The organism is Amycolatopsis sp. NPDC043885 (genome assembly GCF_056435685.1).
On sequence record NZ_JBWKEA010000002.1, the window covers coordinates 41,797 to 54,608 of the forward strand.

Annotated in this window: 12 protein-coding genes, 2 tRNA genes and 1 pseudogene; 13 read left to right on the forward strand and 2 right to left on the reverse strand. The window is 66.5% G+C overall.

Annotation, left to right across the window (positions count from 1 at the left end):
• Positions 1 to 405: 405 nt before the first annotated feature.
• Together cimA and AC069I_RS09865 are read left to right on the forward strand one after the other, a co-directional pair.
• On the forward strand, positions 406 to 2,031 hold the full coding sequence (cimA, locus tag AC069I_RS09860) for a citramalate synthase (RefSeq protein WP_478265185.1): 1,626 nt from the start codon (positions 406 to 408) through the stop codon (positions 2,029 to 2,031).
• Between the two features lie 19 nt (positions 2,032 to 2,050).
• Entirely contained in the window at positions 2,051 to 2,821 is a 771-nt protein-coding gene (locus tag AC069I_RS09865) for a fumarylacetoacetate hydrolase family protein (RefSeq protein WP_478265186.1), read from the forward strand.
• 72 nt (positions 2,822 to 2,893) lie between these two features.
• Here the strand turns inward: AC069I_RS09865 and AC069I_RS09870 are convergent, their stop codons facing one another.
• On the reverse strand, positions 2,894 to 4,132 hold the full coding sequence (locus AC069I_RS09870; RefSeq protein WP_478225851.1) for an FAD-dependent oxidoreductase: 1,239 nt from the start codon (positions 4,130 to 4,132) through the stop codon (positions 2,894 to 2,896).
• A 532-nt stretch (positions 4,133 to 4,664) separates the two neighbouring features.
• Between AC069I_RS09870 and AC069I_RS09875 the strand changes: the two genes are divergently transcribed.
• From AC069I_RS09875 to AC069I_RS09890, 4 genes are all read left to right on the forward strand, one after another.
• Positions 4,665 to 5,399 carry an HAD family hydrolase gene (locus AC069I_RS09875; RefSeq protein WP_478225863.1) on the forward strand — a complete coding sequence of 245 codons (735 nt, stop codon included), beginning with the start codon at positions 4,665 to 4,667 and terminating at the stop codon, positions 5,397 to 5,399.
• 51 nt (positions 5,400 to 5,450) lie between these two features.
• Positions 5,451 to 5,522 (forward strand) — tRNA-Gln (locus tag AC069I_RS09880).
• Between the two features lie 132 nt (positions 5,523 to 5,654).
• Positions 5,655 to 5,727 (forward strand) — tRNA-Glu (locus tag AC069I_RS09885).
• A 417-nt stretch (positions 5,728 to 6,144) separates the two neighbouring features.
• Positions 6,145 to 6,360 carry a hypothetical protein gene (locus AC069I_RS09890; protein WP_478265187.1) on the forward strand — a complete coding sequence of 72 codons (216 nt, stop codon included), beginning with the start codon at positions 6,145 to 6,147 and terminating at the stop codon, positions 6,358 to 6,360.
• Between the two features lie 255 nt (positions 6,361 to 6,615).
• Here the strand turns inward: AC069I_RS09890 and AC069I_RS09895 are convergent.
• Positions 6,616 to 7,626, reverse strand: a pseudogene (locus AC069I_RS09895) (recombinase family protein); the annotation flags it as partial.
• Positions 7,627 to 8,271: 645 nt separating this feature from the next.
• On the opposite strand from AC069I_RS09895, the gene AC069I_RS09900 reads away from it, so the two are divergent.
• The 7 genes from AC069I_RS09900 (at position 8,272) to AC069I_RS09930 (ending at position 12,806) form a co-directional block, all read left to right on the forward strand.
• Entirely contained in the window at positions 8,272 to 9,111 is an 840-nt protein-coding gene (locus AC069I_RS09900; RefSeq protein WP_478265188.1) for a hypothetical protein, read from the forward strand.
• 58 nt (positions 9,112 to 9,169) lie between these two features.
• Positions 9,170 to 9,682 carry a DUF4231 domain-containing protein gene (locus AC069I_RS09905; RefSeq protein WP_478265475.1) on the forward strand — a complete coding sequence of 171 codons (513 nt, stop codon included), beginning with the start codon at positions 9,170 to 9,172 and terminating at the stop codon, positions 9,680 to 9,682.
• An 86-nt stretch (positions 9,683 to 9,768) separates the two neighbouring features.
• Entirely contained in the window at positions 9,769 to 10,014 is a 246-nt protein-coding gene (locus AC069I_RS09910; protein ID WP_478265189.1) for a hypothetical protein, read from the forward strand.
• Positions 10,011 to 10,958, forward strand: coding sequence for a conjugal transfer protein (locus AC069I_RS09915; RefSeq protein ID WP_478265190.1), 948 nt, complete (start codon positions 10,011 to 10,013; stop codon positions 10,956 to 10,958). Before AC069I_RS09910 ends, AC069I_RS09915 begins: the two co-directional genes overlap by 4 nt.
• Before the next feature lie 8 nt (positions 10,959 to 10,966).
• On the forward strand, positions 10,967 to 11,212 hold the full coding sequence (locus tag AC069I_RS09920) for a hypothetical protein (RefSeq protein WP_378411664.1): 246 nt from the start codon (positions 10,967 to 10,969) through the stop codon (positions 11,210 to 11,212).
• Positions 11,213 to 11,292: 80 nt separating this feature from the next.
• Positions 11,293 to 11,676 carry a hypothetical protein gene (locus AC069I_RS09925; protein WP_478265191.1) on the forward strand — a complete coding sequence of 128 codons (384 nt, stop codon included), beginning with the start codon at positions 11,293 to 11,295 and terminating at the stop codon, positions 11,674 to 11,676.
• Positions 11,676 to 12,806: a hypothetical protein gene (locus AC069I_RS09930; protein ID WP_478265192.1), complete on the forward strand. Its 1,131-nt coding sequence runs from the start codon at positions 11,676 to 11,678 to the stop codon at positions 12,804 to 12,806. Before AC069I_RS09925 ends, AC069I_RS09930 begins: the two co-directional genes overlap by 1 nt.
• The last annotated feature ends 6 nt before the right edge of the window (positions 12,807 to 12,812 follow it).

Consider the following 12,812-nt stretch of genomic DNA (forward strand, 5'->3'; position numbering starts at 1 on the left):
GGGGGCGGGGTGTGGGTGGGAGAGGTGCGGGGCTTTTTTTGGGGGGGGAGGGGGGGGGGAAGGGGGGGGGGGGGGGGGGGGTGGGGGGGGGGGGGGGGTGTGTTTCCCCCCCCCCCCCCCCCCCACGACCCCGGGCGGCATCCAGTCACGCGAGGCACGCCTTCGCACTGACCGGGCGGGTGACCTGCGTGCCGGCTCCATCCCAGCACGCGGGAAGTTCCGCCCGGCTTGTGGACACCCGTCGGGGCGTGTGCCATGATGCGTCCGTGACCTCCTGCACCATCATTATCGCCGAGCGCGCCGGATAACAGCTCCACAAGAGCCCCCGGCGCGCAACCTCTCGCACCCATGCGGGAGGTTTTTTTGTTGCCTGAACACGTTTTGCCACCACCATGAGGAGTCCCCGTGACCCGCAAGGAGCCCGCCGATACGCCACTCGGCGACGCCTTCCACCTGTACGACACGACCTTGCGCGACGGTGCGCAGCGCGAGGGGATCTCCTACTCCGTCACGGACAAGCTGGCGGTGGCGAGGCTGCTCGACGATCTCGGGGTCGGGTTCATCGAAGGCGGATGGCCGGGCGCGCTGCCCAAGGACACGGAATTCTTCGCCCGAGCCGCTTCGGGCGAACTGAAACTGCGCCACGCCGCGCTCGTCGCGTTCGGCGCGACGCGGAAGGCGGGCGCCAAGGCCGAGCAGGACCAGCAGGTGCGGGCGCTGCTCGATTCCCAGGCACCGGTGGTCACCCTGGTGGCCAAATCGGACTTACGCCACATCGAACGCGCGCTGCGGGTCGATGTCGACGAAGCGTGCGAGATGGTGCGGGACACCGTCGCGTTCCTCATCGGCGAAGGACGTCGCGTCTTCCTTGACGCGGAACACTTTTTCGACGGCTACGCGTTCTCCCCGGACACCGCGCTGAAGGTGCTCGACGCGGGAGTGAACGCGGGCGCCGACGTCGCCGTGCTGTGCGACACCAACGGCGGACAGCTGCCGCTCGGCCTCGCGGAAACCGTCCGCGAGGTCAAGGAGAGGACCGGATTCCGGCTCGGAATCCATTGTCAGGACGACACTTCCTGCGCGGTGGCGAACTCTGTCGCCGCCGTGCAGGCCGGCGTGACGCACGTCCAGTGCACCGCCAATGGTTACGGCGAACGGGCGGGTAACGCCGATCTGTTCGCCGTGACGGGAAATCTGGTGACCAAGCTCGGCATGGAGGTCCTCCCGACCGGAGGCGCCGCCGAGCTCACCCGGGTCTCCCATGCCCTTGCCGAAATCGCGAACCTCGCCCCCTACACCCACCAGGCTTACGTAGGGGCGTCGGCCTTCGCCCACAAGGCGGGACTGCACGCGAGCGCGATCAAGGTGGATCCGTTGCTGTACAACCACATCGATCCAGCTTCGGTCGGCAATGACATGCGGGTACTGGTCACCGAGATGGCCGGCAGGGCCAGCCTGGAGCTCAAGGGACGTGAGCTCGGGGTCGACCTTGCCGGCCAGCCCGAGGCGCTGACGAGCGCCGTCCGGAAGGTGAAGCGCCTCGAGTCCGAAGGCTGGTCCTTCGAGGCCGCGGACGCTTCACTGGAACTGCTGCTGCGGCGGGAGGTCGACGGCCCGCAGAGCGATGTCCTCGACGAACCGCCGTTCGAACTCGAGTCGTACCGGGTCGTGCTGGACCACCGGTCCGACGGCGAGGTCGTGTCCGAGGCGACGGTGAAGGTCCACGTCGCCGGGCAGCGCGTGATCGCCACCGCCGAGGGCAACGGCCCCGTGCACGCCCTCGACGCCGCCCTGCGCGAGGCGCTCAGCCCGCATCTGTCCTGGTTGGACAGTGTGGAGCTGGCCGACTACAAGGTGCGGATCCTGCCCGGGCACCCGGGCACCGACGCCGTCACGCGCGTGCTCGTCGAGACCAGCGACGGCGAGCGGGAATGGACCACCGTCGGCGTGCACGGCAACATCGTCGAAGCGAGCTGGCTGGCGTTGTGCGACGCGCTCGTGCACAAGTCCCTCAGGGAGGGCCCGGCGTGAGGAGTCGTACAGTGGGGGAGTGCGTCTAGCCCGAATTGCTCATCCCGGTGGTGTCGCGTTCGCTTCGATCGAAGGGGACGGCGACGACGCCCAGGTACTGGAAATCGCCGAGCACCCCTTCGGCAACCCCAACTTCACCGGCAAGCGCTGGCCGCTCGCCGACGTCCGGCTGCTCGCGCCGATCCTGCCGTCGAAGGTGATCGCGGTCGGCCGGAACTACGCCAAGCACGCGGCCGAGTTCGGCAACGAGGTCCCGCAGGACCCGATGCTGTTCATCAAGCCGTCGACCACGGTGATCGGCCCGAACGCGCCCATCCGCCGTCCGCGCGGTGTCGGCCGCGTCGACTTCGAGGGCGAATTGGCGATCGTCATCGGCCAGCCGGTCAAGAACGTGCCCGCCGCCCGCGCGGCGAGCGCGATCCTCGGCTACACCGTGGCGAACGACGTCAGCGCGCGTGACCTGCAGAAGTCCGACGGCCAGTGGGGCAGGGCGAAGGGGTTCGACACCTTCTGCTCGCTGGGCCCGTGGATCGAGACCTCGCTCGACGCGGCCGACCTCGCGCTCAAGTCCGAGGTGGACGGTGTTCTCAAGCAGGACGGCCGGACCTCGGACCTGGTGCACAAGATCCCCGAGCTGGTCGAGTTCGTGTCCGGCGTGATGACCCTGCTGCCCGGCGACGTCATCCTGACCGGTACGCCCGAGGGGGTCGGCCCGATCGAGGACGGCCAGTCGGTCTCGATCACCATCGAAGGCATCGGCACGCTGACCAACCCGGTGCAGGACGTCTGACCTCAAGTGCCATGAAAGGTCCTTTCCTTGCAAAATTTGCAAGGAAAGGACCTTTCATGGCGTTCGGGGCACTCAGCCGCCGGCCGGCTCCATCGCCCGCCGCGCGAAGGCCGGGGCGTGCTCGGGCCGCAGCCCCAGGCCCAGCAACCGGGCCGGGACGTAGGACAGCACGGGGAACCGGCCGAACAGCTTCACCATCACCTCGGGCGGACCGTTGCGCCTGCCCTCCATGACCGGCTTCATGACGTTCTTGTGCAGCATCCGCTGCAGCCCCTGCACCAGCATCGTCGGTGCGAGACGGCGCTTGCGGACCTTCGCCAGATCCGCCACCGACGGCCTGCCCCGGCGCAGCGGCTCGGCGAGCAGGGTGGCGGCCGCGACCGCGTCCTGCACCGCGAGGTTGATGCCGACCCCGCCGACCGGCGACATCGCGTGCGCCGCGTCACCGATGCACAGCAGCCCGTCGACATGCCACTTCCGCAGCAGGTTCATCTTGACGTCGAGGAACTTGACGTCGTCGGTCGTCTTCAGCTCGTCGACCCGGTCGGCCAGGTCGGGAAGGATCGCGGCCACGTTCTCCCGGAACGCCTCGATGCCGTTTTCGCGGAGATCCTGGCCCTTGGGGCTGAGATAGGCGATCTGGAAGTAGCCCTTGCGCGGCAGCGGCACGGCGAAGCGGCGATCCCGCATCTTCGGGGTCAGCATGCCCTCGTGTTCGCCTTCCCGCCGCGAGATCCGGAACCACCACGCGTCGAACGGGATGGCGTAGTCCTTCGTCATCAGCCCGGCCTCACGGCGGGCCAGCGACCAGCGCCCGTCGGCGGCGATCACCAGGTCAGCGCGTAATTCGCCGGTCTTCCCGTCGGCGTCGCGGTAGCGGACCCCGCTCACCCGGCCGTGTTCGAAGATCAGCCCGGTCATCTCCGTGCTCTGCCGCAGCGTGAACGTGGGCTCCTTCGCGCCGGCGTCGGCGAGAAGGTCCAGGAAATCCCACTGCGGGACCATCGCTATGTACGGGTGCGCCACCTTCAGCCGGGTCAGGTCGGCGAGGCGCATCATCGTGCCGTCCTCGGCCGGGAAGCCGGCGTAGGAGATCTCGCTGTGCGGCAGGCTGAGGAATTTCTCCCCGAGGCCCAGCTCGTCGAGCAACGTCAATGTCGACGGGTGCACGGTGTCGCCGCGGAAGTCCCTCAGGAAGTCCTCGTGCTTCTCCAGCACCGTGACCTCGACCCCAGCCCTGGCCAGCAGCAACCCGGCGACCATGCCCGCGGGGCCACCGCCGACGACCACGCAGTTCGTGCGTTCGCTCATCCGTCCCACCCCTTCGAATCCCTTATTCATCACTTGTTGAATAAGCTCAGCATGCACCTGCTCGACCGGCGCGTCAAGCGCCATCCGGGCGGATGCGCCGTTCGGGCTATGACCTGGGTCTCACTGGTCCGGGTGTCCGGGGCGACTGTCCAAAGAGGACGCGAGGTGTGGCGGGAATGTCTCGGAAGGACGACGATCGCGGAAATGCCCTTGTGGACGGTCCGTGACTTGAATCCGGTTAAGGATTCCGGTGTCGTCACAGGGTGTGCGCGTCGCGAATCGAGGAGTCCGTATTTCACCCGCCCGCCCGCCTTAGCCGTTGTCCGGTAACTAAAACACGTCTTCTCACCAACTGGGAGTAGAGTGCCCGCGCCGGAACAGACCAGCCTTAATCACCTCATCGGCAGAGTCGCGATCGCGCTGAGTGCCCTAGCCTCACTTGGTGGATTTCGCTCTCGTGCCCCGGACCCCGTCACGAACCACGCCGGACGCTCCGGATGGAGCGCCGTGGGAGCCGCCGGAGTTGCGGTTGGTGTGTCTCGACATCGATGACACGCTGATCGACTGCACGGCGGCGATCCGGCTCAGCCTGAGCGCGCTCACCGGTCAGAACGACCTTTGGCCGCTGTGGGATCTCATCACCGAAGAGCATGTCGCGCTGGTGGTGGCGGGCGAAATCGATTACGCGATCATGCATCACAAGCGTACTGAATGTTTCCTGGCCGAGATCGGCATTCTGGCCGACGAAGACCAGGTCAAGGGCTTCGAAAGACGGCGTCGTGAAATTCTCACGCGTTCGTGGCAATTGTTCGGAGATGTCCTCCCGTGCCTGGAATGGCTGAGAGCCGCGGGTGTCCTCGTCGCGGCCGTCACGAACGCCTCCGGCGCGCATCAGCGCAAGAAGATCGCCGACCTCGGACTCGCCCGGTTCTTCGACCACGTGGCCATCGCCGGTGAACTCGGAGTAGCCAAACCGGACCCGGCGATGTTCCACTCGGTCTGCCTCGGCCTCGGCTGTGACCCCGCCCAGGCGGTCCACGTCGGCGACAAGCTCGACACCGACGCCATCGGCGCACGCGACGCCGGCCTGGGTGCCGTCTGGCTCGACCGGGACGGCATCGCCGAGCGCGCCCCGGCGGGTGTGCACACCATCTCCGGCCTCGACGAGCTGCCTGAGCTGCTCGTTTCCGAGTTCGCGAAGCTCGGCGTCCCCGCTCAGCGCGCTACGGAGACCCCCGCTTTCACGGTGCGGAACGGCGTGCTCTAGTATTCCTTCTCGTGCGGCACCGAGCCGGTCAAGATCGGAACGGTACCTCACTGGGGTATGGTGTAATTGGCAGCACGACTGGTTCTGGTCCAGTTAGTCTAGGTTCGAGTCCTGGTACCCCAGCTGGAGAACTCTCCGGAGTGAAACACAGAGTGACCCCCCCGCGAAGGGCGGAAAACCCGGTCTGGTAAGTTTCTCCACAGCAACACAGCAGGTGAACAACTGAAAATCTCCTTCTGAAGGAGAAAGTTCCTAGCCCCCGTCGTCTAGCGGCCTAGGACGCCGGCCTCTCACGCCGGTAGCGTGGGTTCGAATCCCATCGGGGGTACGTACAGCTACCACGCAAAGAGCGTCGATCACTCTGATCGGCGCTTTTTGTTATTTCGGGAGCTGACATCGCGTCTGTGATCCTTTCTCCTGCTTCCGCTATCGCGGTCACTTGATCTGCTGGCAGTTTAACCCCGATCGTCACGACGTCGCCGAGACCATTCAACTGCACGGTGAGCTGCGTCACCTCGAAGAGAGTCTGAAGTAAGGGCTGTGGAGCCCTGGCCAAGTTGACCCGTAAGTAGGGAACAGCGTCCAGCAGGCTCAGGTCCGAGGGCGTGGGTGGTGCGGGGGTCTCGATGTCTTGTGCGTCCAGCTGAGCCATCTCGGCTTGAACGGTGTTCTTGTTCGCCGCCAGCTCGTTGTAGCTCTGCCGCAGCGCCTTCGCGAACGGGTCGTCAGGTGCACCGTCTTGAGCTTGCCGAAGCAGGGCTTCTTGTTTGCGTTCGATGTCGGCGAGTTGTCGCTGAAGTCGGTCTCGGTCTTCTGCGCGTGTCCGGGCGGCGGTGTCGTCCACAGTGGCCAGGTCGGCTTCCAGAATGGACGTACGGTCAGGCCCGAAGATTCGATCGGCGAAGAAGCGTCCCACTGCATCGAGGAGTTCGTCTTCGCGGATCCTGACAGCGGTGGGTAGATCGGCGTGTGGATCGGCGCCGCCGCGGTTGTTCTTCCGGGGCCAGCACAGGTAGTACGTCGGTCGCCCCTTCCGTGAGTCTCCGATCATGCGTCGTCCGCAGCTGTGGACGACTCTGCTGCGGAACAGGTACGTGCGTTTGGTCTGAGGGTGCTGGTTGGTGGTGCCGTCCGCCCGCGAGCCGCGTAGTGCTGCGCGACGGCCGGTGAGTTCGTCGAACATCCACTTGGGTGCCAGCGGCTCATGGACGGGTTTGGGTGACCAGACCCATTTGTACGGGTCGTTGACCTTGCCTCGCCGGGACTTCGTGGCTCGGCGATTGAAGACCTGGTAGCCGGTGTACTTGGGGTTGGTGGTGATGCCGTGGACCGAGCTCTTGCCCCAGAAGCCGCGAGTGCGTGCCTTGCTGGGCGCGGTCGGTGGCGGGTAGCGGTCGAGATCGGCGTTCAGCAGGTCCGCGATGGTCTCGCAGCCGAGACCGTCGTAATACCGCCAGTGGAAGATCTGTGTGACGGTCTCGGCGCACAGGCCGTCCGGTTCGAGACGAGACTTGGTCTTGCCCTTGTCGGCCTTCGTCGGGTTCGGGTGCGGCAGGACCTTCGCCTTGTATCCGTACGGTGGCTTGCCGATGTTCCAGCCGTCTCGGACATGTGTGCAGAGGCCGCCCCAGGATTGCTCCAGGGTGTTGAGGACCTCGTACTCGGCGATGGACTGGTTGATACGGCGCTGGAGGACGCGCTGCGCGCGGCTGCCGGACAAGGTGATGGGCTCGTTCGACGCGAAGAGAGGCACATCAGCACGCTCGAGTTCGCGCTCGATGGATAACCCCTCGAACGCCCGGCGCGCCACACGGGAAATTCCCTCGCAGATGACTACGTCGAACGCCCGCGTGTGCCCGGGTGCTTCCTTGAGTAGGTCGCTCACGCCACCCGCTCGTGGGATCGGGATGTCGAAGCGCTCGTAGTCTGTCCCGCGGCCTCGGTTGTCCAGGGCAAGCCGGCCGGACTCGACGTCGTAGAAGTGGGCCACGATCACCCATGAGTCGGGTATCGCGGCCTTGCAGTTGGCCAGCTGGCGCAGCATCGACTGGCGAGGGTCCTGCAGGTCCTCGGTGGATGTACGGCCGAGGAAGGCCACCCGGACTTCGTCGCGGAGCAAGGCGGCCGGCATGCCCAGGGGCGATACAGCGTAGTCGGACAGCCCGGAAGGCCCGGAGACGTAGCTGCCGGGCGCCGGAGGATTGTTCACTTGCTCGAACGTCGTCATGGCGATGGTTCGTCCTTGGATTGGTACGCGGCCCACTGGAGTAGCTCGCTGATCGCGGCGTTGAGCCGCGCGCGAAGACGATCGCTCTGGGCGCCGGAAACCGTTGTGATGTAAGCAGAGTAGCGGCGATTGCCAGACTTGAGACGTTGATCGTAGCACCAAGCGGGCCCGTCCTCTGGCCCTTCGGACGGCCCAGGAACGACCGCGCTGTCCCCAGAAGTGTTCATCCAGTCCATCCCGAACCTGCCGAGACCTACTCCGGCCAACGGCGAGACTGCGCCACCACGAAGAGACGGGCTGGCGAATCGAAAGAGATCGACCGAGACATGCACTTTCAGTCGTCGCTTGGATTCACCGACCGACTGACGCTCATGTCCATGTCGCACGGGCGCCTATCGAGACTGGCCGAGACCTCGTCTCGTTCGGCTGGAAGAGCAGCGAGACTCAGCCGTGGTTCTCGTCTCGCGAGGTTGGTCGGAGTCTCCCTCTCCTGCTGGCAGCCTTCGGGCGGAGATGTCTTGGCGGACTCTGATCGGGTGAAGGTTGGCTTGCCCCAGCGCCGGAGCAAGGATCTGGGCCAGGGAAGGGGCGAGGGGCGGTTTCGAGCCTCGTGGCGATCTTGTCGCCACTCGAAGGGCCGTCACGATGTCCACCTCATCCAGCCCGCTCACCGCGCTCCAACGGCAGTTCGCTCACCCGAAGTCGCGCTCGCGGTTCGACACCGCTCTGCGTTCTTGGTCAGCGCAAGACCCCGCGCTGGCGGACGCTGGTACTCACGAGCGGCTTTCGGCACTTCTCGCCAGCCGTGAATACGCACGCCACGACGAAGTCCTCCACGCGCTGCTGCAGCGGGCTGCGCTGGCGGGCGGCGAAGGTGCCGTCGCTGGGGAAGTCGTGCTGAATGCCATGTTGCCCGCAGTGCCCCGCATCGTCGGGCGGGTCATCCGGGCGAGCCGGGCGGCGATTGGCACTTTCGGAGCCCGTCGTGGTGTCACCGGAGGCGGAGTCTCAGCGAACGAGGCCAACGCTGATGTCCAGGCCGCGGTCATCGGTCACTTGTGGGAGCAGATTCGCTGCTACCCACTTCGACGACGGCACCACGTTGCGGCCAACCTGGTCTTCGACACTCAAAGGGCGGTGCTTCGCTCGCTCGGTGTCGACATCACGCAAGCCGCGGCCGAGGTCGTGACCATGGACGACGTTGCGGTGCGCCAGCCGTTGGCCGAGACACCGACGGAGAAGGGCGCATCGGAGGAGTTGCTGGAGCTCTTGTCGTGGGCTGTGGAGCAGCGATGGCTCGACGAACAGGACGCGGCGATCCTGACCGCTCGGTACTTCGGGGCGCAGATGGGCCGGGATGGGGTCGCGACCGACCGGCAGCTCGGGGCGCTGTTCGGCGTGAGCCAGCCGACGGCGACGCGAAGGCGGAATCGAGCGCTGGACGCGTTGGCTGCGGCCGGTCTTGAATGGCAGCGGCGCTTCTAGCTCGGGGAGAATCGAGACTTCCCATGTCGCCGAGCCGAGGGGTTGATCATTGACCGGGATGCTGCGCCGCCAGAAGCTTCCGCGGACTGATGGCCTTGACCATTTCCGGGGTTCGTCCCGAACGGACGGGCAGGAGCTTCCCGCCATGGTCATGAACCGAATCGCCTGGTATCAGGCTGCGGGTCGCCGTAACCGGAAGCGATACGCACTCACTGAAGTCACCGCGGTTCTTGCCGCGGCTGCGGTTCCGGTCGCGACGACGGCTCGTATGGACGCGACGGTGGTCGCAGCGCTCGGTGCCATCGTGCTGGTGGCTACCGGTATTCGCACCACTCTCCAGATCCACGAGAACTGGATCGAGGACAACCGTATGCGCTACGACATCGAGCGCGAAGCTGCACTGTTCCTGGTGGACGCGCCGCCCTACCAAGGGCCTGGCGCTGCTCGGGACCTGGTCGTGAGGATCGAGCTCTTCGCCCACGGTAGTGGGCATCGCTGGCTGGCTCGCCGTACTCGGGTTCGTGAACAAGAAGAGACCGCCGCTGCCCGGTCGCCCGCGCTCGAACCGTAAGGCGACGCGTCGGTCGCGGTGAATCAAAGGTCGGCGGGTTGGGCGTGTCTTGAGCACCGCAACCCGCCAGACCTCAGGGAGCCTCCGTGACCGGACCCCGTGCCGACCTCGCCCCCGGCGAACTGCTCATCGCCCACGCTCGTGTTCGAGCGAGGGACCTGGGGCGGCGACTTGTGTCGACGATGGTCGATCGGCAGTTGTACGACGAGCTCCGGCGTTTCCTCGATGAGGTCGGTTTCCCGGCCTGTGACGCCTTCGATGCGCTCGCCGGTTCTGACGATCGAGAGCTGCGCAAACGCCTGCATCAGGTGCTGGGGATCGAGGCGCTGTGAAGAAGCGTCGCGAGAGCCGAATCGCACAGGCGATTCCCGATGCTCAGCTGGAGTCCGTTGTCCACACCGCGGCTCGGCGGATCGGCCGGGTGCTGGGGTGGTGCGTGATCGTCGCGAGTCCGCTGGTCGTGATCGTGGGCCTGGTGGTGCTGCGTCCGAGTGCGCCGGCTCAAGCCCCGCGGTCTGAGCGGCTGCTCGAGGCCGGCGAGCCACAGGGCTGGGCGGAGATGTACGTCCGGTCGTGGCTCTCGGCCAACCGTGACGACTCCGCAGGGCTGGAGGCCTTCTACCCGGCGGGGATGAAGTCGACTCGTGCCGCCGGCACGCAGATCCCGGTCGACACCAGCACGTTGTCGGTCGTGTCGCAGCGGCCGGGCGCGTGGTCGGTGATGGTCGCGGCCAACATCTTGGCCCAGCAGCCCGATGGCAAGCACAGAGCGAGGCTGGCCTGTGCCGAGGTCAGCCTCGTCGGAGGCGTCGAAGGCTACGTCGCAGCGTCGCTTCCGGCGCCGGTGGCGTGTCCGCGATCGCTCGCCGCGGTCGACCTCGATTATCCGGAGACCGCGGAGCTGAACGGGCCGATCGGTCAATCCGTGCACGGCTTTCTGATCGCCTTTCTGGTCGGCCGAGGGGAGCTGAACCGCTACATCGCGCCAGGGGCGAGCATCGGCGCGATCGTTCCACCGCTGTACGCCGAGGTCCAGCTGCTGGAGCTGAGTACACACGAGCCGTTCGAGCCCGGCCAGGCGGCCCGGCCGCTGGATGGAACTGAGGTTCACGCAACCGCTCGAGCCTGGGGATACGACGTACTCGGGCAGGTCACCACGATCGACTACGCCCTCACCCTCGTCGCGCGGGCAGGTCGTTGGGAAGTCAGCCGAATCGATCCCGCTCCGTTAATCGCCGGGACATCGGCGACACCCTCGAAAATGCCCGGCGAATAGGAGAAGAGATGTCGACCATCGTGTTCGCAGCCGACGTCAAGACCTGGATCGACACCAACCTCGCCTGGGGAGACCAGGCCGTTCGCCGCCTGATTCTGCTCGCGGCCGTCGTGGGCGGCATCGGCCTGCTGATCGGGACGCGAGGCAACTTCACCCGCTCGATCAAGTACGGCGTGATCGCCGCGATCTTCCTCGGCATTTTGCTCAATCTCGATGGCGTGTCGGGCATGTTCGGCGCTTGGTTCACCAAATGACCGCGCAACGCGCGCGCGGTGATGTCCTGATTGGGCGGTCGTACACGAGGTCGCGTCGGTTTCCGCGGATGTTCGGGCGGATGCCCGGCCGGGACGGCGGATATCTGCCTGGTGGCCCGTACACGCTCACCCAGGGTGTGGTCTTTCTCGTCCTTCTGCTGGCCGTCTGGAAGCTGCCGCCCCTGGACTGGCTCGGCCCAGCGCGCTGGGGCGTGCCGTTGTCCGCGATCGCAGTCCGCCGCGCGCGGATCGAGTCGCGGACGCCGGCTAGCTGGCTGATCGGCCTCGTTACGCATCTGCTCGCGCCGTCCTCGGGAATGCTGGGAGGTCGGTCCTATCGGCCGGAGCGGCCGGTGTCGTGCACGCCGCGGTTCTACCTGCACGGTGTGGACAAGGATCAGTGGTGTGTGGATAGCTCCGCGCCGAAGTCGTCCCTGCAGCGGCTGCTCGCTGGGGCCCGGTGATGGAGAACCAGATCCAGGACATCAGCGGCAACCTGGTGTTCTGCGCGGACGGGTCGGTTTGGGCGGTGTGGCGTGCACATCCGCGCGAAAGCGCTCGCTCGACGGGAAAGCAGCTGCACGAGCTTTACAGCCGCACTGTCACGTTCATGAAGTCCCTGCGCGGCGAGGTGATGCTGGCGTCGCTGTGTGAACAGGTCCAGCCTCACGCGATCATCCGGCGCTGTCTCGGCGGTATCGACCTCGACGAGAATCCGCATTGGGCGGAAACGGTGCACAATGCCTGGGACCAGCTCGACGACCTCGATGTGCTCGGCCGCAGCTATTGGATCGCCAAACCCCTCGCCGGCAACGGCTGGCGCGACGGAGGCCGCGCCCTGCTGCGAGCCGCGGGAGCGGCGCTGAGCGCGGGACTCGGTCTCCCGTCGCGCCCCGCGTCGCCTCAAGCCGTCGTTGAGGCGCAGGAACTGGCGCGCGTCATCGAGCACGAGCTCGGCGGCGCGATCCCTCTTCGCCCCGCGACCGAAGCCGAACTGCTGTGGTGGTTGAGCCGCGCTCCGGTCAGGGGCGTTCGTGAGCCTCAGCTCGAACGCGCGTCGACCGTGCACAACACCGGCGCGACCGTGTCGCGTGGCCGAAGCCGCGCTCGGCTGGTGACGTTGCGCGGGACCGTGTTCGACGAAGGCGGTCGCAGCGACGAAGGCAAGCGCCTGGGAAACCCGCTGCAGGTCTTGAACAAGCGGTTCCTCAAGTGCGTCACGCCGGATGACGACGGGCTCATCGAGAGCTATCAAGCCTATCTCGTGCTCGCGGAGATGCCCCGCGTCTTCAGCTTCCCCGGGCACGAGATCTTGTCGCGACTGGCGAACATCGGCTTTGGAGTCGACTATGTCCTGCGTATCGCGGCGAAGACGAACGACGAGGCCCGTGCGGCCAACCGGCGCCGCACCCGCGACCTGATGAGCCAGGACGACGAACACGGCGGAGACACCGCGGGCGTCCCTGCCGACGTTCACGCTGCCCGACGGCACCGGACGACACTTCCTCCTGCCTGGGCCGCAAACGACTCGGATCGCGGAAAGCCTGCAATGGCAGCGACTGGCGCTGGCGTTCCGGACCTGGGGATCGGTTGACGTCTT